This is a genomic window from Actinomadura rugatobispora, from assembly GCF_055379765.1.
The window spans coordinates 4,900,036-4,922,331 of the sequence record NZ_AP029191.1 but is presented as its reverse complement, the minus strand read 5'-3'; the positions used below and the strand labels follow the sequence as shown (position 1 = coordinate 4,922,331).

Here is a 22,296-nt window from a genome sequence, read left to right as displayed (position 1 = left end):
ATCTGTGTCCCGCACGCCCACGAACACCCCGTAACCGACAAATTGCTCATATCCCTTACAGCTTGCTAGCCTGACGTGGATCATGGCCGGCCTCCCCCTGCGTGCGAACAAGCACGACCGCGAGATCCTCCGCCTCGCCATCCCCGCGTTCGGCGCGCTGGTGGCCGAGCCGCTGTTCCTGCTGACCGACAGCGCGATCGTCGGCCACCTCGGCACCGCCCAGCTCGGCGGCCTCGGCGTCGCCGGCCAGGCCCTGGCCACCCTCGTCTACCTGTGTGTCTTCCTCGCCTACGGGACGACCGCCGGAGTCGCCAGGCAGGTCGGCGCCGGCGACCTGCGGGCGGCGGTGCGCCAGGGTATCGACGGCATGTGGCTCGCGCTGGGGCTCGGCCTCCTGCTCATCGCGGTGTGCTGGCCCTTGGCCCCCTGGATCGTGGACCTGTTCGGCGCGTCCCCGTCGGTCGCGCCCTACGCCCGCACCTATCTCACCGTGAGCCTGATCGGCATCCCCGGCATGCTGGTCGTCCTCGCCGGGACGGGGGTGCTGCGCGGCCTCCAGGACACCCGTACACCCCTGCTCGTCTCCATCGGCGGCTTCGGCGCCAACCTCGTCCTGAACGTGGTGTTCGTGCTGTGGCTCGGGTGGGGCATCGCGGGCTCGGCCTGGGGGACGGTGCTCGCGCAGACCGGGAGCGCGGTCGTGTACGTGGTCGTCGTGCTGCGCGCGGCACGGCGGCACGGCGCCCCGATCCGGCCCGACCTGGCCGGCCTGCGCGGTGCCGTGTCCGCCGGGGTGCACCTCGTGCTGCGGACGGCCGCGCTGCGGATCGTGCTGATCGTCGGCACGTCGATCGCGGCCCGGATGGGCGACCCGGAGATCGCCGCGTACCAGGTCGGCTACCAGGTCTGGAACCTGATGGTCTTCGCCCTGGACGCGATCGCGATCGCCGGGCAGGCCATCACCGGACGCCATCTCGGCGCGGCCGACGTCCCCGCCACCCGGTCCGCGACGCGGCGCATGGTGCAGTGGGGCGCGGCCTGCGGGGTCGTCTTCGGCATCGCCGTCCTCGCCGTACGACCGTGGCTCCCCGCCCTGTTCAGCCCCGACGACCAGGTGCGGAACCTGCTGCTCGGCTCCCTGATCCTGGTGGCCCTGCTCCAGCCGATCGCCGGAGTGGTCTTCGTCCTGGACGGCATCCTGATCGGCGCGGGAGACGGCCCGTACCTCGCGGTGACCTCGGTGATCGCCACGCTGGCGTTCCTTCCCGCGGCCCTGCTCGCCTACTGGGCGGACGCCGGGCTCATCGGCCTGTGGCTGGCGATCGGCCTGTGGATGGTCACCCGCCTGATCACCCTCGGCCTGCGCGCCAGGGGCGACGCCTGGCTGGTCACGGGCGCCGTCCGGCGCTGACCGCCGGGAAATCGGTGAAGCTCACCCGTCCCACCGGTCACTCTCGCTAGGATTCGAACATGTGTTCCACACACGGCGAGCGGATGGCCCGCCTGACGCAGGCGATCGACGACCTGGCGGCCGAGGGCCTGGCCGGGCTGCCTCCGGAGACCCTGGTGGAACGGGTGGCGGGCATCTGGTCCCTGGTCGAGGGCATCGACCCGGAGATCGCCCGCCGCCGCACCCGCTACACGACCCCGGAGTCCTGACGTTGGCACGTTCCCACCGCTAGGGCAGCATCGGCAGATCGGGAAGCTCCAACGTCCCGTCCTCGAGCAACGGAATCCCGGAAGACGGCTCTTTCGGCTTCGTCTTGGGCTTCGCCTTAGGCTTCGTCTTGGGTTTCACCTTCGCCTTCGGCGGCGCCTTCTTCGGCTTCGCCTTGACCTTCGGCTGCGCACTCACCTTCTCCGAGTCGAACTCCTCGTCCGATTCGTCGGAGGTCTCGTCCAGGTCCAGGAGCCTGGCCACATCACCGCGAAGCTCCGGCAGCCGCGCGTAGAACACGTCCCCCGGACAGTCGGTCGCCACCAGGTCCCGGTGCCCGACGATGGCGCGGAACGGGTCGAGGCGGTACTCGGTGCACAGCCAGGCGCACGTCTCCACCAGGGACGACCAGAGCCTCGCCGGCACCGCGGCCTGGCTGTAGGTGCCCTCGTTCTCGATACCGATCGTGTGGGAGTTGTGGTGCAACGCCTGCGCGCCCACAAGATGCCGCCCCGCGCGTATGGCCGCGAGGCTGCCGTTGCGGCCCTCCATGACATGGCCGCCGCGGCTGATGGTGAGCTGCTGCCCGGCGTCGTCCCACCTGCGGGTGTTCATGTGGAAACCCTGGATCTGCCGTGACAGCTGATAGGCGTGCGCGACCGAGTAGTCCTTGGAGTTCGGGGTCGCCGTATGGTGCACGACGATCCGATCCGGAGCCCGACTGAGCACCTGCGCCCGCCTGCGCGGCGGCACCGCCTTCCACTGCGCCCGCGTGTGGACGCGCAGAGGCGGCGTGTCCCATGCGAACGCCTTGTCGACCAGGAGCAGGTCGAGAAGCCCGAACCCAAGGATTCCCGCCATACTCCGGCGGGTGAGCCGACCGTACGGATGCGTGGACACACCGCCCCCTCCAGTGAAGATCCACTTCGGACGGTAGCCACAGCTCGCCGCATGATCCAAAGACAGGGCGTTTCAATGTCATGTCCCACAAAACCCCGACTCCCCCACACCAACCCCCCATGGCCGCCCCACCCCGATCGCTCCAACCACAGCGCTCACGCACAACTCCGTAAGCCCTAACCAGCCCGCAGCTCGCATAGCCACACGTCGCCTTCGCGTGACCGGCCAGGCGGGGCGAAGACATGGTCGCCGGGGCTTGGACAAGGAGCTCCGCCCCGGCCAGACGGGACGGAACACCGTGGCGAGCCATGGCCCGACGCGGCAGACGCGACCACAGGCGGCCGCAACCTGACCAGGCGAGCCGGGGGCGGGCCATGATGCAGCACAACTCGGCACGCGCCACCACAGGCCGTCGTGACCTGACCAGACAAGACGGGGCATGGTTGCCCCGATCTGGCCAGGCGGGCGACGCAAGGGGACGCTACGGCCCAGCCAGCAGGACGGAACGGAACGCGGTGGCCCCGACGCGGCGGACGCCACCACCGGCTACCGCGACCAGGCCAGGCAAACCGGGCCGCGACATGATGCGACACAACTCGACAGGCGCCACCACAGGCTGCCACCAACAAGCCAGGCGAGCCGGGGCGGGGCATGATGCGACGCAACCCGGCAGGCGCCACCACAGGTTGTCGTGACCTGGCCAGGCGGGATGGAGACATGGTTGCCGGGCCTGGACAAAGGAGCTCCGGCCCGGCCAAGCGGACGGAAGGGAAGACCGTGGCGTGCCATGGCCCGACTACGACGCGACCATAGGTTGCCGCAACCTTGACCAGGCGAACGAGGGCGGGGCGTGATGCGGCTCGGCGGTCCGGGCCACAGGTTGTCTTGACCTGGCTAGGTGGGCGGCGCGCGGGGAGCGGAGGCATTGGGGGTGTGCGGGCGGGGGGGGGACGGCTACGGCCCAGGTGGACGCTGGTGCGTCCACCTGGGCCGTTGCTTTGTGGTCCTGCTCACGGGTGGTGTGAGCGGGGTCAGGCCTCGACTACATCGACGTCGATGGTGGCGTTGACGTCCGAGTGCAGGCGGATGCTGACCCGGTGGGTGCCGACGGTCTTGATCGGGTTGCCGATCTCGATGCGGCGGCGGTCCAGGTCGGGGCCGTCGGCGGCCTTGACGGCCTCGGCGATGTCGGCGGCGGTGACGGCGCCGAACAGGCGGCCGTTGCTGCCGGTGCGGGTCCGCAGGGTCACCTTGAGCGCCTTCAGCGCGCCGGCGACCTCCTTGGCGTGCTCGACGGTCGCGATCTCGCGGGCCGAGCGGGCCTTCTTGATCGAGTCGATCTCGCGTTCGGCGCCGCGGGTCCACTTGATCGCGAACCCGCGCGGGATCAGGTAGTTGCGGCCGTAGCCGTCACGGACCTCGATCACGTCTCCGGGCTCACCGAGTCCGGAGACCTGCTGGGTGAGGATGAGCTTCATGGTCGTCGTTCCCCCTCACTCAGCGCGCGGTGCTGGTGTACGGCAGCAGCGCCATCTCGCGGGCGTTCTTGATCGCCGTGGCGACGTCCCGCTGGTGCTGGGTGCAGTTGCCGGTCACCCGACGCGCCCGGATCTTGCCGCGGTCGGAAATGAACTTCCGCAGCAGCCCGGTGTCCTTGTAGTCGACGTAGGAGATCTTCTCCTGGCAGAAAACGCAAACCTTCTTCTTCGGCTTGCGGGGAGGTGGCTTCGCCATCGTGGTGCTCCTTTATGAGAGCCCCGCTCACGCGGGAATGGACTGGGTTGGTGTGATCGCCTAGAACGGCGGGTCGTCGGAGAACCCGCCGCCACCGCCGGAGCCGCCGCCGGTGGCCCAGGGGTCGGCCGGGGCTCCGCCGCCGGGGCCGCCCTGCTGGCCGCCGCCGAAGCCGCCACCACCACCGCCGGGACCGCCCTGCTGACCGCCGAAGCCGCCGCCTCCGCCGTCTCCGCCGCCGAAGCCGCCGCCACCGCCGCCCTGCCGCTGGGTCTTGTTGACCTTCGCGGTGGCGTTGCGCAGTGAGGGACCGACCTCCTCGACCTCGATCTCGAAGACGGTCCGCTTCTCACCCTGCTGGGTCTCGTACGAGCGCTGCTGGAGGCGGCCCTGAACGATCACCCGCATGCCGCGCTGCAGGGTCTCGGCCACGTTCTCGGCCGCCTGCCGCCAGACGTTGCAGGTCAGGAAGAGCGCCTCGCGGTCCTTCCACTCGCCCGACTGGCGGTCGAAGTACCGCGGCGTCGAGGCGATGCGGAACGACGCGACCGCCTGGCCGCTCGTGGTGAAGCGTAGGTTCGGGTCCTCCACGAGGTTCCCGACGATCGTGATTACGGTGTCGCCTGCCATGGGCTCGCTCCGGCTGGTGTGAGGGCCTGAGCCTGGCTCAGTGGACCTCGGGGCGGATGACCTTCGTACGGAGGATCGACTCGCTCAGGTTGAGCTGCCGGTCGAGCTCCTTGACCGTGGCAGGCTCGGCCGAGAGGTCGACCACCGCGTAGATGCCTTCGGACTTCTTCTGGATGTCGTAGGCCAGACGCCTGCGGCCCCAGATGTCGACCTTCTCGACGCTGCCGCCGCCGTCCTTGACGACCTTCAGGAACGGGTCGAGCGAAGCGGACGCGGTGCGCTCGTCGATGGCGGGGTCGAGGATGGCCATGAGTTCGTAACGACGCATGCTGTGTCCCTACCTCCTCTGGACTGATGCGGTCACGGTCTCTCCGTGACAGGAGGGTTCTTGCGTCTCTCGGGCCGCGCGGCACCGGCCGGGTGGCCGTGCACCGGCCGCGAGACCGATACAGGCTACCAAGAGTCGGCAGCGTGCAAGCCGTTTCCGCACGCGGACGGGCACGGAGCGCCTCCGCAACCGCACCGTCCGGCGCCGGCCCGTCCGCGTGCGCGGGGCCGGCGCAGGAGCCGTGCCGTCCGCACGTGCGGGCGGCACGGCTGCGGCGGCCGGTGGCGGGACGCACTAGCGCCGGGCACCGGGAGCGCGAGCGGCGCAGCGCCGGCGCTCCAGCTCGGCCATGATGTCGGCCATGCGGGCGCGCATGCGGGCGGTCTGGGTCGTCAGCAGCGACAACTCCTCGACCAGTTCCGCGTCGCCGATGACCGCGAGTTCACTCTGCCTCATCTCGGCACCTCCTGACTCTCCCCGCTTCCCCTCGGGGCGGACCGGGACCGGCGTCCTCGAATCCATGTTCGACCGTACCGGGTGCCGCCGACAATTTCGGGGAGCGGACAGCCGAATGATCATTCGTTTCCGGGGGAATCCCTTGTACGGGCGCGTTCCGGCAGCCCGTCCGGTACCCGCGCGTCCCGACGGAGACGGCGAACACGCCCGCACCGGCAGGAGGTGTCCCGATGTCGCAGGAGGCAGCCGGGAGGAAACGGTCGGCCCTCACTCTGAACACCGACGGCGAGCGCCATCCGGTGGAGAACTCTCTGGCGGTGGCCGCGCTCACCACCGGGCTGCTCGCCCTCGTGCTGGGATTCATCCCGGCCACCCACTTCTTCGGCGCCCTGGCGGGAGTGATCGGGCTTCCGCTCGCCCTCTACTCGCAGATGGTCTCCGCGACGACCGGGGAGCGCTGGCTGAACGTGGTCGGCATGGTGGCCGCGTTCATCGGGGCCGCCTTCGCCCTCAGCCACGGCGGCTTCTCCATCTGAGCCGCCGCCCCCGGCGGCTGACCTCAGGCGGGTGATCCCAGGCCGCTGATCCGGTCGCTGGTCCCGGCTGCTGGCCCCGGCCGCTGGTCCCGGCGGTTGATCCCGATCGCTCCGGCCGCTGATCTCGGCGGCTGGTTCTGGTCGCTGGCCCCGGCGGCTGGTCCCGGCCGCTGGTCCCGGCTGCTGGCCCCGGCGGCTGGTCCCGGCCGCTGGTCCCGGCTGCTGGCCCCGGCCGCCGGTCCCGGCCGCTGATCCCGGCGACTGGTCCCGGCCGCCGGTCCCGGCCGCTGATCCCGGCGGCTGATCCGGGCCGCTGATCCCGGCCGCTGATCCCGGCGACTGGCCCCGGCCGTTGATCCCGGCTGCCGGTCCCGGCGGCTGGTCGTGGCGGCTGGTCGTGGCCGGGGTTCTCGGGCGGTGGTCTCGGCGGGGGCCTGGTGGGGCGTTGCCATCGGGCGTGCCTGGGGTGCTGGCGCCGGATACCCTCGGAGGCATGCGCATCGGAGCCCATGTCGACCAGACCGACCCGCTCGAGAGCGCCCGCGCTCGCGAGGCGGACGTCGTCCAGTTCTTCCTGGGCGACCCGCAGGGCTGGAAGAAGCCCGTGATCCCCGAGGGCGCGAAGGCGGTCCAGGACTCCGACGTGGACGTGTACGTGCACGCCCCCTACGTGGTCAACGTGGCGACGTCCAACAACAAGATCCGGATCCCGAGCCGCAAGATCCTCCAGCAGCAGCTGGAGGCGGCGGCGTCGATCGGCGCCAAGGCGCTGATCGTGCACGGGGGGCATGTCCTCAAGGCCGACGACCCCGAGACCGGCTACGAGAACTGGCGGAAGGTCTTCGAGCGCATCGACTGCCCCATCCCGGTCTACATCGAGAACACGGCGGGCGGCGACAACGCGATGGCCCGCAAGTTCGACCGGATCGCCCGGTTGTGGGAGGTCCTGACGGGGGTGGACGGTCTCGAGTCCAAGCTCGGCTTCTGCCTGGACACGTGCCACGCGCACGCGGCCGGGGAGGAGCTCATCGACGCCGTCGACCGGATCAAGTCCATCACCGGGCGCATCGACCTGGTGCACTGCAACGACAGCCGCGACGCGTTCGGCTCCGGCGCCGACCGGCACGCCAACCTGGGCTCGGGCACCATCGAGACCGACCTGATCCTGTCGGTCGTACGGGCCGCGGGCGCCCCGGTCATCGTGGAGACCCCCGGCGACGGGCAGGCGGCCGACATCGCGCTGCTCCGCTCCAATCTGACCTGATCTTCGGCGGGCCGCCCGGATCGGCGGACGTTCGCGCGCGGAAATGCAGGGTTTCGATCTCCTGGAGCGGGGCCGCTTTCGGTCGTTCCGGCCTTGGCGCATGACCACGTCGCCGCGTGTGAGCATCGCGGGGGAGCGGCGGCATTCCCGGGCCGCCGACCTGCGGGGGAGCCGCGCGGGTTCCCGGACGGGGCCCGGGGCCGGATTGGGACGGGAGTAAATTCCCGAGGTTCGCAGGAACCTCGCGCTTGGACGCGGCATCTAATCTCTCACAGCACCGCAAAGCGCGAGTAAGCACCACACTGGCATAATCCGGAAGACGACCTCAGCCCCAGCGCACGCGCGCGTGACCATGCGACGACGGGCGCGCCGAACGATCGGGAAGTCAATGGCACAACCCCCTTACGACCCGTACGGCGGCTACGGGCATTCCGACCCGTACCAGCAGCCCGCGGTGCAGCACCACTACTACGGTGGCGGGCCGCCGATGGCGCCGCGCAACAACGGCATGGCGATCACCTCGATGGTCCTCGGCATCATCGGGGTCATCACCTGCGGTGGCGTCCTGTTCTCCGTCGGGGCGATCATCTTCGGGCACGTCGCGCAGAGCCAGATCCGGCGCACCGGCGAGCAGGGGTCCGGGATGGCCGTGGCCGGTCTGGTGCTGGGCTACATCTTCGCCCTGCTGGGGCTGATCTACTGGATCGTGGTCGTCGGCATCTATGGTGCGGCGATCTGGAGTCTCAACGAGAGCGGCGGCACCACCTACTGAGCCGAGGCCCTACTGGGTCCGGGCTTCGCAGAGGCTTGGCGCCGGGGACAGGCCTGGGTGTTCTCTCTGCCGCTCCTCACCCGAGTTTGGGAACGCCCGCCACCTCCACGCCGATGCTCGACAGCAGCACGGACATGGGGGTGGCGGTGTCCTGCCATGCGGTGACGGCGCCGGAGAGGACGTCGAGCGCCGTACGGAACGCGCGCTGATCCGCTTCCGCCAGTTCGGCCCACGACTCGTACAGGACGAGGTAGCCGCGGCTGGTCGGCGCCCAGGACAGGTCCCTCAGGCAGTCCTCGAAGGCGTCCCAGTTGCCGCCGAACCACTCCGGGAAGTCGAACGCCTCCGCGGACAGCCGCAGGAACGACTCCTTGTCGCGGGCGCGGCGCCCGTTCAGGTAGAAGGCCCGCCAGCCCCGATCCTCCGCCCGCGCGGGCCAGTCCGCGCCGGCGACGCCCGCTCCCGGGGCCGCGGGGGCGCGCCACTGGTAGACGCCCGGCTTCAGCCGTCCCTCGATCAAGTCGGTCAGCGCGCGGTTCGCGCCCACGTCTTCTTCCGGCACCGTCACTTCTCCGGTACGGACCTTCCGGTACGGATCGGTCGCCATCGGCGCGGGGTCCCCTGCCCCGTTCCGCATATTCTCCGTCCACATCGGGCCCCGTCCTCGGACCCCCCGTGACCGTGCGAGTCTCCCCGGATCGGGACCCGCCATGCAGGGTTGAAGGTTTCGAGGGGGAGGGACGGAAGTGCCCGGGGAGAACGGGCTTGAGTCTCCACCGACTGGAGACCCGAAGGTGAGGGACATGGACGGCGACACCCTCTACACGATCGGTGAACTGGCCCGCCGCACCGGCCTTCCGGTGCGGACGATCCGGTTCTACTCGGACGCGGGCGTGGTGCCGCCGGCCGATCGCACCGACACCGGCTACCGCCTGTACGACCTGGACGCCGTGGCCCGGCTCGACCTCGTCCGCACGCTGCGCGAGCTGGGTGTGGACCTGGCGACGGTCCAGCGCGTGCTGGCCCGCGAGATCACGGTGTCGGAGGTGGCCGCGGCGCACGCCGAGGCCCTGGACGTCCAGATCCGCACGCTGCGGCTGCGCAGGGCGGTCATGCGGGCGGTGGCCAAACACCGATCCGGTCCCGAGGAGATGGAACTCATGCACAAGCTCGCCAAGCTCTCCGACGAGGAGCGCAGGCGCATCATCACCGACTTCATCGACGAGGCCTACGCGGGCCTGGACGCCGATCCGGCGTTCGCGGCCAAGCTGCGTTCGGCCATGCCGGAGCTGCCCGACGATCCCCAGCCGGAGCAGGTGGCGGCCTGGGTGGAGCTGGCGGAGCTCGTCCAGGACCCCGGGTTCAAGGCGCGGATCCGGCAGATGATCGAGTACCAGGCGGCCAACCCCGTCCCGGCGGACCAGGCCGGCGGCATGGAGCTCGCGGAGGTCACGCAGGAGCGGGTGGAGGCCGCGCGGGCCGCCGGGATCGCGCCGGAATCGGCCGAGGCGGCGCCCGTGGTGGACGGCCTGGTGGCCGCGTACGCCGCGGCCTTCGGTGCCACCGACGACGCGGCGTACCGCAGGCTGCTGCTGGAACGCATGGAGATCGGCAACGACCGGCGGGCGGAGCGCTACTGGCAGCTTCTCGCGACGATCAACGGGTGGCCGTCCGTTCCGCCGACCCTGACGCCGGTCTTCGAGTGGTTCATCGCCGCGCTCCGCGCGCATTCCTAGGCGAGCGCTCCGCGCAGCGGCGCCGGCTCGCCGCCCGGTCTCCTGGACGCGGGCGGCGGCCGGCTCCCGCACCGCGGGAGGCGACTATCGGAAGCCCCAGTTCAGGACCTTGGCGGCGTCGGTGAAACGGGCCCTGTACTCGGTGCGCGAGCTGTCCAGGACGACGCCGACCAGCGTCCGGCCCTTGCGCCGCGCGGCGAACAGCATGCTGTAGCCGGCGGCCGAGGTGTGACCGGTCTTGATGCCCATGATGCCGGGATAGCCGCTCAGGAGGGCATTGGTGCTGGTCCACACGTACCGCTGGTGGCGGCGGGTCGCGGGCAGGACGTGCTGCCCGCGGCGGACGGTCTCGCGGAACGCCCGGAAGCGCAGCGCGTACCGGCCCAGCCGGGCCTGGTCGCGGGCGGTGGAGTGGCCCGGTGAGGGCGGGAGCCCGGCCACGTCGTCGTAGCGGGTGCGGGTGAGGCCGAGGGCGCGCGCGGTCGCGTTCATCTTGCGGACGAACCGCCTTGGCCCCGGACCGTAGGTGTCGGCGAGGGCGGCGGCCGCGTCGCATCCGGACGGCAGCAGCAGGGCGTGCAGCAGTTCCCGGGTCGTGAGGCGGTCGCCGGGACGCAGCCCTGCGGTGGAGCCGTTGCGGCGGGCCGCGTAGGACACGTGCCGCGGGCGGATGGTGATGGTGCGGTCGGGACGTGCCGAGCGGAGCACGACGACGGCGGTCATGACCTTGGTGATGCTGCCGATCGCGCGGCGATCGTTGGGCCGCCTGGACCACAGCGTGCGGCCCGTCCGGGCATCGAGCAGGTAGGCGGATCGCGCCTGGACCCCGGTCGGTCCCCTCGCGGCGTACGCCCCCTGCCCGGCGATGTTCGACGCGACCGCCCCGGGCGCGGAGCTGGTCTGGACCCCGGTGTACGCGGCTTGCCTTGGCCCGGCGATGCCTGGCGCGACCGCCCGGGGCGCCGCATTCGACGCTGCGGCGGCGAGCGCGGGTGCAGAAGCGGGGCTGGCCTGCCCCATAGCGACGTACGCGCCCTGCGCCGGCCCGGCGATGACTGGCGCGACCGCTCCGGGCGACATATGGGTTCCCGGCGTCGATGAGAGTGCGGAGGCGGGGCGGGCCTGCCCCGTCGCGGGGGACGCGCTCTGAACTGGCGCCGCTGGGGCGGGGGCGGCCGGTGGTGCCAGTGTGATCGCACAGGTCAGAGTGACCGCGGTGATCAATGTGATCCGCATGGTCGGGTGATCTACCCTGCGGGGCCGCCGCTCGACCGCGCTGTACCAGATCTTGACCCTGCGCCCACATACTGCGGAATGGACCATTCCGTTCTGATAGTGTGGGAACAGAACGATCCGTTCTGGAAGGGGACGCCCATGACCGGCAGCAGCGAGATCCGCCCGTACCGCATCGAGATCCCCCAGGCCGACCTCGACGACCTGCGCGACCGCATCGCCCGCACCCGCTGGGGCGCGGCGCTGCCCGGCGGGCCGTGGGAACGTGGCGTCCCGGCGGGCTACCTGCGCGAGCTCGCCGAGTACTGGCGCACCTCCTACGACTGGCGGGCGCACGAGGCCGAGCTCAACCGGCACCCGCAGTTCGTCACCGAGATCGACGGCGCGACCGTGCACTTCCTGCACGTGCGCTCGCCCGAGCCGGACGCGCTGCCGCTGCTCCTCGCGCACGGCTGGCCCGGCTCGATCGTGGAGTTCCTCGACATGATCGGGCCGCTCACCGATCCCCGCGCGCACGGCGGCGACCCGGCCGACGCCTTCCACGTGGTCATCCCGTCGCTGCCCGGCTTCGGCCTGTCCGGTCCGACCCGGGAGCCCGGCTGGAGCACCGGCCGCACCGCCGCCGCGTTCGCCGAGCTGATGAGCCGGCTCGGGTACGAGCGGTACGGCGCGCAGGGCGGCGACCTGGGCGCCTTCATCGCTCCCGAGCTCGGCCGGATCGACACCGGCAAGGTCGTCGGCGTGCACGTCAACGCGGCGACCTTCGGGTTCATCCCCTTCGGTGAGGTGCCGGAGGACGAGCGGGCCGGGCTGACGGACGTGGAGCGGGCGCGGCTGGAGCGGCGCGCGCACTGGACCGAGGACGGAAGCGCCTACTTCCAGATCCAGGCCACCCGGCCGCAGACGCTGGCCTACGGGCTCACCGACTCCCCCGTGGGGCAGCTGGCCTGGGTCGTGGAGAAGTTCAAGGAGTGGTCCCACCCGTCGGAGGCCCTGCCCGAGGCCGCCATCGACCGCGACCGCATGCTCACCAACGTGATGCTCTACTGGCTCACCGACACGATCGGGTCGGCGGCCAACATGTACTACGAGAACATGCACGCGGCCGGCGGCTGGAACGCGACGCCGCCCACCACCCCGACCGGTGTGGCGGCGTTCGCGGAGGACATCGCGATCCGCCGGTACGCCGAGGCGGGCAACAACATCGTGCACTGGTCGGACTTCTCCGAGGGCGGCCACTTCGCCGCCCTGGAGGTACCCGAGGTGCTCACCGCCGACGTGCGCGCGTTCTTCCGGCCTCTGCGGGACGAGAAGCCCTGACCACGCCCTCAGGCCGTCGCGGGGGCGACGGCCTTTCGGCGTTCTCGCCTGCGCAGCGTTCCCAGGGAGATGACGTCGGGGGCGTGGTCGAGCACGCCCCCGGCCGGATCGTCGACCCCGTCCTGGCGTACGACGTCCCAGGACGGGCGCAGGATGTCCCAGACGACGAGGGCCGCGAGCATGGCAACGGTGAGGAACCGCGCCAGCAGAGCCAGGTAGTAGACGTTGTTGTCGATGCCCTCCGCCGGGAGGTCGAAGCCCACCAGCGTATTGATGAGCTCGGAGAGGTTGGCGCCCTCCGCGCGGACGGTCACCGACAGCAGGAACCACCAGATCCCGAAGAAGTACAGGATCTCCCCTATCTGCCACACGATGAACGCGGGCAGCTTGGGACGGGCCAGGACGACCAGTGGAAGCAGCCACAGGACGTACTGCGGCGACCAGACCTTGTTGGGCAGCATGAAGGCCACCAGCACGAGGAACAGCAACTGGGGGAGACGCGGGCGGCGCGGCGCGGCCAAGGCGAGGACGGCGATGCCCAGGGCCAGGACGAGGAACGTGCCGGTACCGAGCAGATTGAGTTTCTCGGTGTCGTCGAGCCCGGACAGCCCCCGGTCCTGGAGGAAGAAGAAGATGGAGCCCCAGTCGATGTTCCGCTCCTGGCTGAACCTGTAGAACTCGATCCACCCGTCCCACGCGAAGAGCATCACAGGCAGGTTCACGGCTAGCCATGCGCTCGCCGTACCGGCGAGGAGCCGTCCCATGGCACGCCACTGGCCCGCCCTGATGCACAGCAGGACGAGCGGCCCCAGGAAGAGCAGCGGATAGAACTTCGCGGCGATCGCCAGCCCGAGCAGTACCCCGGCCCAGGCGGGGCGGCGGCTCGCCCAGGCGAACACGGCCAGCGCCGACAGCCCCACCGCGAGAAGGTCCCAGTTGATGTACGCGGTCAGCAGCAGTGCCGGAGACAACGCGACCATAAGGCCGGTCCGCAGCGAACGCGCACCGGCCACGTACGCCGTGGCGAGCACCGTCACCACGGCGAGCATCCCCAGCAGCAGCGCGGTGATGTTGAAGAAGGCCATCCCGCGCGCGTCCAGGCCGAACGGCTGCACCAGCACGTTCACCACGTGCATCAGGGCACCGCTCAGTACGGGGTACTCCACGTACTTGATGTCGCCGGCACCGGAGAAGGTGTCGAAGTAGGGGACCTTGTTGTCGTTCAGGCCCCGGACGAAATAGAGCGGGTAGATGTCGGTGTAGCAGGCGCGCGTCGTCGTCTTGACGAAGTCGAACGAGGCCGACGCGCACGGCTGCTTCTGCACCCAGCCGAGCACGGCGGTGAGGGCGGCCACGCCCGTCAGCAGCGGCGCCATCCGCGCCATCCGCCCGTGCCCGTCGTCGTCCCCGGCCCGCTTCGAGACACCGACATCGGTATCGGCATCGGATTTCGCCGGCCGGCGTGACTTCGCCGGACCGTCGGACTCGGGCTCGGCCCCGTTCTCAGGACCGGCCCCGGAATCGGGGGAGGACGACGACATGCCAGCAGACTATTGGGCGTCCGCAAACCCGCGAACACGCCCTGTGGATCACCGGCGCCCGTAGGTCGTCAGGGCCGGGTGCTCTGCGCCCTCGGACGGCCGGGACCCCCGTCCGGGGAGCACTGCGGGCTCCCGGGGTTGCGGTCGCACCACCACGCCGGCGGCGGATCGCTCGGCGGGACGTTCGGGTCGCAGCCGATCGGCAGGCCGAAACGGTCGCACGGCACGCTCGCGCCCGGCGGCCCCGTCGGCTGCCCCGGCGTCGGGCCGGGCGCCCCCGGGACGCACGGCTCGGCACCGGGCTGCCCCGGAATCTGCGGAACGCCGGGCGTGCAGGTGGGGCCGGGGGACGGCGACGGCGAGGGCGGCGGCGTGGGCTCCGGCTTCGGCACGGCCCACGGCGCCACCGTGCCGACGTCGCCGGGCGGCCCGAACTGCTCGATCTCCTCGTCCGCCAGGGCCCGGTTCATGAACCGGGCGAACAGGTCCGCCGGGACGGTGCCGCCGTAGATCTGGTTGTAGCCGCCGATGCCCTGCAGCGACTTCAGCGCGCCGTCCTCGCCCTGCCGCCACATCGCGACCGACGTGGCGAGCTGCGGGGTGTAGCCGACGAACCACGCCGACTTGTTCTCGTCCGTCGTGCCGGTCTTGCCCGCGACCGGGCGGGCGCCGAGGCTCGCCCGGGTTCCGGTGCCCGAGCGCACGACCGCCTGCATCGCCACCGTGGCGTCCCGGGCCACCTCGGGCGAGAACACCTCCTCGGCCTTGTACGGCACCTTCTTGAGCGTCTTGCCGAGCTCGGTCCGCACCGGGCCGCCCTGCCGGTCGGTGACCTGGCTGATGACGTGCGGCGGGATGTGCTTCCCCTCGGCGGCGAAGGTGGAGTAGACCGAGGCCATGGTGACCGGGCTCACCGAGATCGTGCCGAGCGGCAGGCTGGTGTAGCCCTTGTCCAGGTCGGCGGTGCCGGGCGGGACGCCCATCTTCTTGGCCATCTCCGCGACGTTCTCCAGCCCGACCTTCTGGCCGAGCTCCACGTACGCGGTGTTGATCGACATCTCGGTCATCTGGGCGAGGGTGTAGACGCCGTTCTCGCTGCGCGCGTCGTTGGTGAAGGTGTCGCCGTTGATGGTGCGCTCGTACGCGCCGTCCATCGTGGTCCGCAGGCTGATGCCCTGGTCGAGCGCGGTGGCCAGCACGATCGGCTTGAACGACGACCCCGGCTGGATCTTGCCGCCGAAGGAGTTGTCGAACTGCTGTCTGGTGTAGGACGGGCCGCCGTACGCGGCGACCACCCCGCCCGTCCTGGGGTCGACGGCGGCCAGCCCGAAGTGCACGTCGTCCTCCAGGCCCTTCTCCTTCCGGATCTGCTTGACGAGACTGGCGGTCTGGTCCTGGAGCCTCTTGTCGAACGTGGTCGTGATGCGCAGGCCGCCGGTCTCCAGCATCTCGTCGGTCACGCCGAGCCGCTTCAGCTCGTTCAGGACCCGCTCCTTGAGGTAGCCGGCCTGGGAGGTGGCGGGGACGTCACTCCAGTTGCGCTCGGTGGTGGGGAAGGTCTGCCTGTCGCGTTCGGCCTTGGACAGCCAGCCCTCCTCGACCATGCCGTCCAGCACGTACTTCCAGCGGTCGATCAGGGCCCGCTTGGCCGGCTGGGTGTCGGGACCGGTGGTGACGAAGAAGCCGGGCCGCTGGATCAGCGCGGCGAGCATCGCCGCCTCGCTCACCGTCAGCTTCCGGACGTCCTTGTGGAAGTACGCGCGGGACGCGGCCTGGATGCCGTACGCCTGGCGGCCGAAGCTCACCGTGTTCAGGTACAGCCCGAGGATCTCGTCCTTCTCCCGCTCGCCGTCCAGCCGGATCGAGATCAGGATCTCCTTGAGCTTGCGGCTGACCGTGCGCTTCTGGCTGAGGCCCTGGTAGTAGTTGCGGGCCAGCTGCTGGGTGATGGTGGAGCCGCCCTGGACGTCGCCGCCGGTGGCGGTCTTGAACAGGGCGCGGGCCACGCCGGTGGGCGAGACGCCGTGCTCGTGCTCGAAGTTGCGGTCCTCGGCGGCCAGCACCGCGTGCCGCACGACCGGCGGGATCCGGCTGATCGGGACGCTCTCGCGGTGCATGCCGATCCGGGCGATGGGCGTCTTGCCGTCCCGGTAGTAGATCACCGACTCCTGGGCGATCGCCTCCGCCTGCGCCTCGGTGGGGATGGGGGTGTTGGCGTACGCGACGCCGATGAGGGTGGCCGCGCCGAGCGTCATCAGGCCCATGACGGCGGCGACGGTCTTCCAGGACGGCACGAACCGCCGCCAGCCCGTCCTGGGGGCCCGGCCGCGGCGCCGCCGCCGACCGCCCGCACCGCCCCCACCGCCAGGCCCACCAGGCCCACCAGGGCCGCCAGGGCCGCCAAGCCGTCCGGGACCGGGCGGACCGCCAGGCCCCCCAGGACCCGCCGGGCCCACAGGGTGTGCGGGACCGCCACCGCCGAGGCCGAGGGCGCTGAGACCTTGACCTTGACCTTCACCGCCGCCGTGGCGGGGTTGCGTGGCGTACCGTCCGGACACCCTGGCACCGCCCGAACCGCTGAGCCGCTCCGGCAGCGCACCATGCCCCTCCACCGCGTGGCCGCCATGCGCGTCAGGCCGCGCATGCCTGCCGCGGGCCGCGGTGCCCCCGATGGAGGAGTCACCGTTGCCCGGGTCTTCCTGGGCATGTCGCCCGAACTGGCCTGGGTAACTCACGCGCGACCTCACCCCTGGAGTACGGCTGTGCGTCGTCCGAGGGTAACGCGCAGGTCTCGATGCGGGGGGTCACCGGGTCAGTCCATGGGCCGAATCAGGGCCGAATCAGGTGAGACGACCGGCGTGTCGCACGACTTGAGCCGTGCTGATGCGCTAACGACCGAAGGTCCGTGATGTCGGACACGAAAGACGGCGGCCGGCCCCGCCCCCTCAGGGACGAGACCGGCCGCCGCCGGAACTCTCGCTTCTCCCGCTACTCCTCTATTCGGGCCCGTTGCTGCGACTGCGGGAAGACAGGCTCGTCATCGTCCGGACCCCCGGGCCCGCCCGGCTGCCCCTGGTCGTCGTTGCGGCAGACCGGGTTCTGCTTGTGCGTCTGGCACCACCAGCCGTCGTCCCTCGGGTTCTCCTCCGGCGGCTTGTTCGGGTCGCAGTTCTGCTGCAACGGCGCCGTGCACGCCGGCAGGTCGCCGGGGTTCTGGCCGGGCTCCTCCTGGTCCTGGCACTGCGGGAGCTGCTTGAAGCGGGGTTCGTTGCAGTACGCCGGGCGGGTGTCCTCCGGCTCGGGCCGCTCGGTCTTCTTCGGCTTCGGCGGCTGCGCCCACTGCTGCTGCGCACCGCCCCACGCCGGGGGCTCGAACTGCTCGGGCGTGGTCCCCTGGGTGGCCTTCGTCATGTAGGCCTTCCAGATCTTGGCGGTGATGCCACCACCGAAGACCTCCGACTGCCCGTCCAGGGTCAGCGTCTTCTTGTCGTCGTTGAACAGCGTCACCGAGGTGGAGATCTTCGGAACGTAGCCGACGAACCAGGTCGCCACGTTCTTCTCGGTCGTACCGGTCTTGCCGGCGACCGGCCGGTCGGCGAGCTTGGCCGCCTCCGCCGTGCCGCCCGGCTGCACGACCTGCTGCAGCGCGTAGGTGACGTCCCGGGTCACCGTCTTCTTCAGGACGTTGTTCTGGTGCTTCCAGCTCAGCTTCTTGTAGTCCGCCGAGCCGTCCTTGGTCTTGACCGCCTTCACCACGTGCGGCTGGTGGTAGATGCCGCCGTTGGCGAAGACCGCGTAGGCCGACGCCTGCTCGATCGGGCGGATGTCGTTGATGCCCAGCGCCAGACCGGCCTGCTGCCGGTAGGGCTTCACCAGGTCCTCCGCGACGCCCATCTTCTCGACGTTGTCGACGACCTCCGACACCCCGACCTTCAGCGCGAGTTGCACGTAGCCGGTGTTGGACGACTCCTTGGTCGCCTTGATGAGGTCGATGGCGCCCGGGGCGCTGTGGCTGTTGACGATCGGTTTCAGCGCGCCCGGCGTGCCGTTGGGCACGACCTTGCCGGTGCCGTCGAACGAGATGCCCGAGCGCCCGTCCACGAGGCTCTTGAGGCTGTACCCCTTCTCCAGCGCCGTCGCCAGGACGTACGGCTTCATCGCCGATCCGGCCTGGGCCGAACCCGACCAGACGTTGTCGAAGGTCTGCTTCAGGTAGTCGGGGCCTCCGTAGATGGCCTCGACCTCACCGTTGGTGGTGTTGACCGAGGCGACCCCCAGGCGGATGTTCCGCTTGAGCAGCTTGGCCGGGTCCCCCGGAACGGTATTCACCACCGCGTCCTTGGCGGCCTTCATCTTGATAGCGTCGAAGGTCGTCACGACGCGCAGACCGTTGTTGAGCACCGTCTCCTCGGAGATGCCCTGATCGCGCTGCAGCTCCTTCATCGCCCGCTTGATCATGTAGCCGCGCTGGCCGCCGAAGGTCTCGTACCCGCCCAGCTCCTGGGTCTCGGGGAGCTTGTTGTAGTACTTGGCGTAGTCGGCCTCGCTGAGCTTGCCGGTCTTGCGCATCCCCTCGAGCACGTAGTTGTAGCGAGACAGGGTCTGCTTGACCAACTCGGGGTCATCGCTGGCCGGGTCGAACTTGCCGGGCTGCTGGATGATCGCGGCCAGCACCGCGCCCTCGCCCGGCGTCAGCTTGCCGACGTCCTTCTTGAAGAACGCCTTGGACGCCGCCTGGATGCCGTAGGCGTTGCGGCCGAAGTAGATGGTGTTGAGGTACTGCTCGAGGATCTTCTCCTTGCTCCCGAGCTCGTCCTCCAGCTTGAGCGAGATGAACAGCTCCTTGAACTTGCGGCTCATCGTCCGCTCGTCGCTCAGGTAGTAGTTCTTCGCCAGCTGCTGGGTGATCGTCGAACCGCCCTGGGTGGAGCCGCCCTGGAGGTTGACCCACACGGCACGGGACAGGCCCTTGGGGGAGAACCCGCTGTCGGTCCAGAAGCTGCGGTTCTCGGCCGCGATCACGGCCTCCTGGACGTGCTTGGGCACCTTGTCGATGGCGACCATCTCGCGGTTCTTGCCGAGCCGGCCGATCTCCGTCTTGCCGTCGGCGTAGTAGAAGATCGCCGCGGTCTTGGTGGCGTCGGAGTTGCCGACCTCCGGCACCGGGGTCTGCGCGTACGCGACGCCGACCAGCGTGAGGAAGCCGATGAAGCCCAGGGCCAGGACGCCGGTGACGATCTTCCAGTTGGGGACGTAGCGCCGCCAGCCGGTGCGCTCCTTGCCGGAGCCCTTGCCGTCGCCGTCGGTGCGGCGCCGGCGGCCGACGCCTCTACGCTCGTCGTCGCCTGGGCCGTCCCAGAAACCGTGCGGGCCACCGCCGCCGCCCCGGCCGCCGCCAGGGGGACCGCCCGGCCCGCCCGGCCCACCAGGACCGCCACGGCCGCGACCACCCGGGCCGCCGGGACCGCCCGGACCACCGGGGCCGCCTCGGCGACCTCCGCCGCCCGGGGGACCGCCGCGCGGGCCGCCGGGACCACCCGGCATGCCGCCGCCGCGCGGACCGCCTGGACCGCCCGGAGCGCCACCGCGCGGACCTCCCGGACCGCCTGGACCACCCGGACCACCTGGCATGCCGCCTCGGGGACCGCCTGGACGGCCGGGCCCGTTCGGGCCGGCCGCGCCGCGGCGCGCCGAAGGACGGGCCGGCTGCGCCGAGCCGGGGGCGGAGCCCTGCCGGCTTCGGACACCGGGCCTGCCGGAGCGGGGGGTCCTCTGCCCGCCCGGCCACGTCGACCTGGGTTCTGGTCGGGGCTGGCTTGGTTTACTCACGCGACCTCATCAACGGGGTTAACGGCTGGTGCGTCGTCCGAGATTACTGTGCAGGCGGGTGAGCGAGAGACCGCCGTGCGAGGCCGAAACCTCTCCTCGGGTCGTGCCGAGCCCCGCCGGCTGCGAGGCCGTACGACGTGCCCCCGCCGGCTGCGGAGGTCGTCGCCGTGGCCGAGAACGTACGACGCGATCAGGTGGTTCCGAGCGTCAACCTTGGCACACTTCGACCACAAAGACCCTGAATTCTCCGCATTCGCGGGTGCATGCCGCAAGCCCACGGGCCCCTCCGGCGCGTCCTGGGCCACACCATGAGTCGTGGTAATTCACACACTCTGTCACGCCTTGCCGCTCAGCGCCCGACAGATCGTGATCTTTGCGGAGGTGGGCCGCGGCGCCCACGGCTTTCCCCGGCGGACTTGCCACGGCGGCGGCACCCTACGTATCTTGTCGATGTATCGAGCCGATACATTGACTCGATACATCGAGGAAACACATCGGGCCGACATATCGGCCCGGCGCATCGAGCGGGGTCCCGGCTCCGCGGAAGTGGAGAGGGCATGGGAGGCAGGAAGGGTGCGGGAGTACTCGAGCTCGCCGTCCTCGGCCTGCTGCACGAATCGCCCATGCACGGCTACGAGCTGCGCAAGCGCCTCAACGCCCTGCTGGGCATGTTCCGCGCCTTCTCCTACGGCTCCCTCTACCCCTGCCTCAAGCAGCTCCTCGCCAAGGGGCTCATCGTCGAGGACCGGCCCGAGGAGCCCAACACCGCCCTGGCCCTGCAGAGCCGCCGCTCGAAGATCGTTTACAAGCTCACCGCCGACGGCAAGGAGCGGCTCCAGGAGCTGCTCACCGAGTCCGGCCCGGCGGCCTGGGAGGACGAGGGGTTCGGCGTCCACTTCGCCTTCTTCTCGCACACCCGCGCCGACGTCCGGCTGCGGATCCTCGAAGGCCGGCGCAGCCGCCTGGAGGAACGGCTCGAACGGCTGCGCGCCGCGCTGGCACGCACCCGCGAACGGGTCGACAGCTACACCCTGGAGCTCCAGAACCACGGTCTCGAATCCGTCGAGCGTGAGGTCCGCTGGCTCAACGAGCTGATCGGACGCGAGCGGGCCGAGCAGGAACGAGCACAGGCCAGGGCCGGCAGGCCCGACACAACCACGAACACCACTCAGGACACGCCCCCCGAGCAGGACCGCTGACCACGGCTGCCGGACGGGGACGGTCGAGAGCACACAGGAGAAGGAGCAACCGGATGGGTTCGGTGCGCGTCGCCATAGTCGGTGTGGGCAACTGCGCCGCTTCGCTCGTCCAGGGCGTCGAGTACTACAAGGACGCCGACCCGGAGACACGCGTCCCGGGCCTGATGCACGTCCAGTTCGGCGACTACCACGTCGGTGACGTGGAGTTCGTCGCGGCGTTCGACGTGGACGCCAAGAAGGTCGGCATGGACCTGTCCGAGGCCATCGTCGCGAGCGAGAACAACACCATCAAGATCTGCGACGTCCCGCCGACCGGGGTGACCGTCCAGCGCGGCCACACCTTCGACGGGCTCGGCGAGTTCTACCAGCAGATCATCGAGGAGTCGAGCGCGCGGCCGGTGGACGTCGTGCAGGCGCTCAAGGACGCCCGCGCCGACGTGCTGGTGTCCTACCTGCCCGTGGGCTCGGAGGAGGCCGACCGGTTCTACGCGCAGTGCGCCATCGACGCGGGCGTCGCCTTCGTCAACGCGCTGCCGGTGTTCATCGCCTCCGACCCCGAGTGGGCCGAGAAGTTCACCCAGGCCGGCGTGCCGATCGTCGGCGACGACATCAAGTCGCAGGTCGGCGCCACCATCACCCACCGCGTCATGGCCAAGCTGTTCGAGGACCGCGGGGTCGAGCTGCTGCGCACCTACCAGCTCAACTTCGGCGGCAACATGGACTTCATGAACATGCTGGAGCGGAAGCGGCTCCAGTCCAAGAAGATCTCCAAGACGCAGTCGGTGACCTCGCAGATCCCGCACGAGATGGCCAAGGCCGACGTGCACATCGGCCCGTCCGACCACGTGCCGTGGCTGGACGACCGCAAGTGGGCCTACGTCCGCCTGGAGGGCCGCTCCTTCGGCGACACCCCGCTCAACCTGGAGTACAAGCTGGAGGTCTGGGACTCGCCCAACTCCGCCGGCGTGATCATCGACGCCGTCCGCGCCGCCAAGATCGCCAAGGACCGCGGCATCGGCGGCCCGATCCTGTCCGCCAGCTCCTACTTCATGAAGTCGCCGCCCGAGCAGTACAACGACGACGACGCGCGCGAGGCCGTGGAGAAGTTCATCCGCGGCGAGGTCGAGCGCTGAGACCCTTCTCACATCGGGCACAATGAGG

The 22,296-nt window shown here is 70.5% G+C and carries 22 protein-coding genes; 10 read left to right on the top strand and 12 right to left on the bottom strand.

The genetic code is table 11. The features are described 5' to 3' along the window. Positions 1-82 precede the first annotated feature (82 nt). Complete coding sequence (locus ACZ466_RS21760) at positions 83-1,411, top strand: MATE family efflux transporter (protein ID WP_378280612.1); 1,329 nt, start codon at positions 83-85, stop codon at positions 1,409-1,411. Positions 1,412-1,470: 59 nt separating this feature from the next. Next, on the top strand, positions 1,471-1,659 hold the full coding sequence (locus tag ACZ466_RS21755; protein ID WP_366621930.1) for a hypothetical protein: 189 nt from the start codon (positions 1,471-1,473) through the stop codon (positions 1,657-1,659). A gap of 19 nt (positions 1,660-1,678) precedes the next feature. Here ACZ466_RS21755 and ACZ466_RS21750 read toward each other — a convergent pair whose 3' ends face one another. The 6 genes from ACZ466_RS21750 to ACZ466_RS21725 form a co-directional block, all read right to left on the bottom strand. Further along, entirely contained in the window at positions 1,679-2,557 is an 879-nt protein-coding gene (locus ACZ466_RS21750; RefSeq protein ID WP_464043918.1) for a peptidoglycan recognition protein family protein, read from the bottom strand. 1,031 nt (positions 2,558-3,588) lie between these two features. Beyond that, the gene (gene rplI / locus ACZ466_RS21745; protein WP_378280610.1) at positions 3,589-4,035 is read right to left on the bottom strand and encodes a 50S ribosomal protein L9; all 447 of its coding nucleotides are present in this window, start codon (positions 4,033-4,035) and stop codon (positions 3,589-3,591) included. A 19-nt stretch (positions 4,036-4,054) separates the two neighbouring features. Further along, positions 4,055-4,291, bottom strand: coding sequence for a 30S ribosomal protein S18 (gene rpsR / locus ACZ466_RS21740; RefSeq protein WP_019631633.1), 237 nt, complete (start codon positions 4,289-4,291; stop codon positions 4,055-4,057). Between the two features lie 60 nt (positions 4,292-4,351). After that, positions 4,352-4,921: a single-stranded DNA-binding protein gene (locus ACZ466_RS21735; protein ID WP_378280609.1), complete on the bottom strand. Its 570-nt coding sequence runs from the start codon at positions 4,919-4,921 to the stop codon at positions 4,352-4,354. Positions 4,922-4,958: 37 nt separating this feature from the next. Next, a complete protein-coding gene (rpsF, locus tag ACZ466_RS21730; protein ID WP_378280608.1) occupies positions 4,959-5,249 on the bottom strand; it encodes a 30S ribosomal protein S6 in 291 nt (96 codons plus the stop codon). 294 nt (positions 5,250-5,543) lie between these two features. Further along, positions 5,544-5,705 (bottom strand): hypothetical protein, encoded by a 162-nt coding sequence (locus tag ACZ466_RS21725; RefSeq protein WP_378280607.1) that lies wholly within the window; start codon positions 5,703-5,705, stop codon positions 5,544-5,546. A gap of 230 nt (positions 5,706-5,935) precedes the next feature. On the opposite strand from ACZ466_RS21725, the gene ACZ466_RS21720 reads away from it, so the two are divergent. The 4 genes from ACZ466_RS21720 to ACZ466_RS21705 all read left to right on the top strand — a co-directional run bounded on the left by ACZ466_RS21720 (position 5,936) and on the right by ACZ466_RS21705 (position 8,277). After that, complete coding sequence (locus tag ACZ466_RS21720; RefSeq protein WP_378280606.1) at positions 5,936-6,241, top strand: hypothetical protein; 306 nt, start codon at positions 5,936-5,938, stop codon at positions 6,239-6,241. Positions 6,242-6,337: 96 nt separating this feature from the next. After that, the gene (locus tag ACZ466_RS21715; protein WP_378280605.1) at positions 6,338-6,493 is read left to right on the top strand and encodes a hypothetical protein; all 156 of its coding nucleotides are present in this window, start codon (positions 6,338-6,340) and stop codon (positions 6,491-6,493) included. Positions 6,494-6,734: 241 nt separating this feature from the next. Then, the gene (locus ACZ466_RS21710) at positions 6,735-7,505 is read left to right on the top strand and encodes a deoxyribonuclease IV (RefSeq protein ID WP_378280604.1); all 771 of its coding nucleotides are present in this window, start codon (positions 6,735-6,737) and stop codon (positions 7,503-7,505) included. Between the two features lie 388 nt (positions 7,506-7,893). After that, positions 7,894-8,277, top strand: a complete 384-nt coding sequence (locus ACZ466_RS21705) for a DUF4190 domain-containing protein (RefSeq protein WP_378280603.1) — start codon at positions 7,894-7,896, stop codon at positions 8,275-8,277. 76 nt (positions 8,278-8,353) lie between these two features. On the opposite strand, the gene ACZ466_RS21700 is transcribed toward ACZ466_RS21705, so the two are convergent. Then, on the bottom strand, positions 8,354-8,884 hold the full coding sequence (locus tag ACZ466_RS21700; RefSeq protein ID WP_378280602.1) for a barstar family protein: 531 nt from the start codon (positions 8,882-8,884) through the stop codon (positions 8,354-8,356). Between the two features lie 196 nt (positions 8,885-9,080). On the opposite strand from ACZ466_RS21700, the gene ACZ466_RS21695 reads away from it, so the two are divergent. Beyond that, positions 9,081-10,013, top strand: coding sequence for a helix-turn-helix domain-containing protein (locus ACZ466_RS21695; protein ID WP_378280601.1), 933 nt, complete (start codon positions 9,081-9,083; stop codon positions 10,011-10,013). Positions 10,014-10,097: 84 nt separating this feature from the next. Here the strand turns inward: ACZ466_RS21695 and ACZ466_RS21690 are convergent, their stop codons facing one another. Next, complete coding sequence (locus tag ACZ466_RS21690; RefSeq protein ID WP_464043917.1) at positions 10,098-11,033, bottom strand: D-alanyl-D-alanine carboxypeptidase family protein; 936 nt, start codon at positions 11,031-11,033, stop codon at positions 10,098-10,100. Positions 11,034-11,387: 354 nt separating this feature from the next. Here ACZ466_RS21690 and ACZ466_RS21685 point away from each other — a divergent pair, with 354 nt between their 5' ends. Next, positions 11,388-12,566: an epoxide hydrolase family protein gene (locus ACZ466_RS21685; protein WP_378280597.1), complete on the top strand. Its 1,179-nt coding sequence runs from the start codon at positions 11,388-11,390 to the stop codon at positions 12,564-12,566. A gap of 8 nt (positions 12,567-12,574) precedes the next feature. Here the strand turns inward: ACZ466_RS21685 and ACZ466_RS21680 are convergent, their stop codons facing one another. The 4 genes from ACZ466_RS21680 to ACZ466_RS21665 all read right to left on the bottom strand — a co-directional run bounded on the left by ACZ466_RS21680 (position 12,575) and on the right by ACZ466_RS21665 (position 19,651). After that, positions 12,575-13,942 (bottom strand): glycosyltransferase family 87 protein, encoded by a 1,368-nt coding sequence (locus ACZ466_RS21680; protein WP_378280595.1) that lies wholly within the window; start codon positions 13,940-13,942, stop codon positions 12,575-12,577. Positions 13,943-14,175: 233 nt separating this feature from the next. Beyond that, positions 14,176-16,401 (bottom strand): transglycosylase domain-containing protein, encoded by a 2,226-nt coding sequence (locus ACZ466_RS21675; RefSeq protein ID WP_378280593.1) that lies wholly within the window; start codon positions 16,399-16,401, stop codon positions 14,176-14,178. Continuing rightward, the gene (locus tag ACZ466_RS21670; RefSeq protein WP_378280591.1) at positions 16,362-16,625 is read right to left on the bottom strand and encodes a hypothetical protein; all 264 of its coding nucleotides are present in this window, start codon (positions 16,623-16,625) and stop codon (positions 16,362-16,364) included. The genes ACZ466_RS21675 and ACZ466_RS21670 overlap by 40 nt, the downstream gene beginning before the upstream one ends. A gap of 470 nt (positions 16,626-17,095) precedes the next feature. Next, positions 17,096-19,651 carry a transglycosylase domain-containing protein gene (locus tag ACZ466_RS21665; RefSeq protein ID WP_378280589.1) on the bottom strand — a complete coding sequence of 852 codons (2,556 nt, stop codon included), beginning with the start codon at positions 19,649-19,651 and terminating at the stop codon, positions 17,096-17,098. Between the two features lie 842 nt (positions 19,652-20,493). Here ACZ466_RS21665 and ACZ466_RS21660 point away from each other — a divergent pair. Further along, positions 20,494-21,135, top strand: a complete 642-nt coding sequence (locus ACZ466_RS21660) for a PadR family transcriptional regulator (RefSeq protein WP_378280587.1) — start codon at positions 20,494-20,496, stop codon at positions 21,133-21,135. Between the two features lie 53 nt (positions 21,136-21,188). Then, on the top strand, positions 21,189-22,268 hold the full coding sequence (locus tag ACZ466_RS21655) for an inositol-3-phosphate synthase (RefSeq protein ID WP_378280585.1): 1,080 nt from the start codon (positions 21,189-21,191) through the stop codon (positions 22,266-22,268). Positions 22,269-22,296: the final 28 nt, after the last annotated feature.

Coding starts and splice junctions, on each gene's coding strand:
- ACZ466_RS21705 (WP_378280603.1), top strand. CDS start 7,894: ATGGCACAACCCCCTTACGACCCGTACGGCGGCTACGGGCATTCCGAC.
- rpsF (WP_378280608.1), bottom strand. CDS start 5,249: ATGCGTCGTTACGAACTCATGGCCATCCTCGACCCCGCCATCGACGAG.
- ACZ466_RS21735 (WP_378280609.1), bottom strand. CDS start 4,921: ATGGCAGGCGACACCGTAATCACGATCGTCGGGAACCTCGTGGAGGAC.
- ACZ466_RS21720 (WP_378280606.1), top strand. CDS start 5,936: ATGTCGCAGGAGGCAGCCGGGAGGAAACGGTCGGCCCTCACTCTGAAC.
- ACZ466_RS21665 (WP_378280589.1), bottom strand. CDS start 19,651: ATGCCGGGTGGTCCCGGCGGCCCGCGCGGCGGTCCCCCGGGCGGCGGA.
- rpsR (WP_019631633.1), bottom strand. CDS start 4,291: ATGGCGAAGCCACCTCCCCGCAAGCCGAAGAAGAAGGTTTGCGTTTTC.
- ACZ466_RS21700 (WP_378280602.1), bottom strand. CDS start 8,884: ATGGCGACCGATCCGTACCGGAAGGTCCGTACCGGAGAAGTGACGGTG.
- ACZ466_RS21725 (WP_378280607.1), bottom strand. CDS start 5,705: ATGAGGCAGAGTGAACTCGCGGTCATCGGCGACGCGGAACTGGTCGAG.
- ACZ466_RS21660 (WP_378280587.1), top strand. CDS start 20,494: ATGGGAGGCAGGAAGGGTGCGGGAGTACTCGAGCTCGCCGTCCTCGGC.
- ACZ466_RS21680 (WP_378280595.1), bottom strand. CDS start 13,942: ATGGCGCCGCTGCTGACGGGCGTGGCCGCCCTCACCGCCGTGCTCGGC.
- ACZ466_RS21755 (WP_366621930.1), top strand. CDS start 1,471: ATGTGTTCCACACACGGCGAGCGGATGGCCCGCCTGACGCAGGCGATC.
- ACZ466_RS21710 (WP_378280604.1), top strand. CDS start 6,735: ATGCGCATCGGAGCCCATGTCGACCAGACCGACCCGCTCGAGAGCGCC.
- ACZ466_RS21690 (WP_464043917.1), bottom strand. CDS start 11,033: ATGGGGCAGGCCAGCCCCGCTTCTGCACCCGCGCTCGCCGCCGCAGCG.
- ACZ466_RS21685 (WP_378280597.1), top strand. CDS start 11,388: ATGACCGGCAGCAGCGAGATCCGCCCGTACCGCATCGAGATCCCCCAG.
- rplI (WP_378280610.1), bottom strand. CDS start 4,035: ATGAAGCTCATCCTCACCCAGCAGGTCTCCGGACTCGGTGAGCCCGGA.
- ACZ466_RS21760 (WP_378280612.1), top strand. CDS start 83: ATGGCCGGCCTCCCCCTGCGTGCGAACAAGCACGACCGCGAGATCCTC.
- ACZ466_RS21655 (WP_378280585.1), top strand. CDS start 21,189: ATGGGTTCGGTGCGCGTCGCCATAGTCGGTGTGGGCAACTGCGCCGCT.
- ACZ466_RS21695 (WP_378280601.1), top strand. CDS start 9,081: ATGGACGGCGACACCCTCTACACGATCGGTGAACTGGCCCGCCGCACC.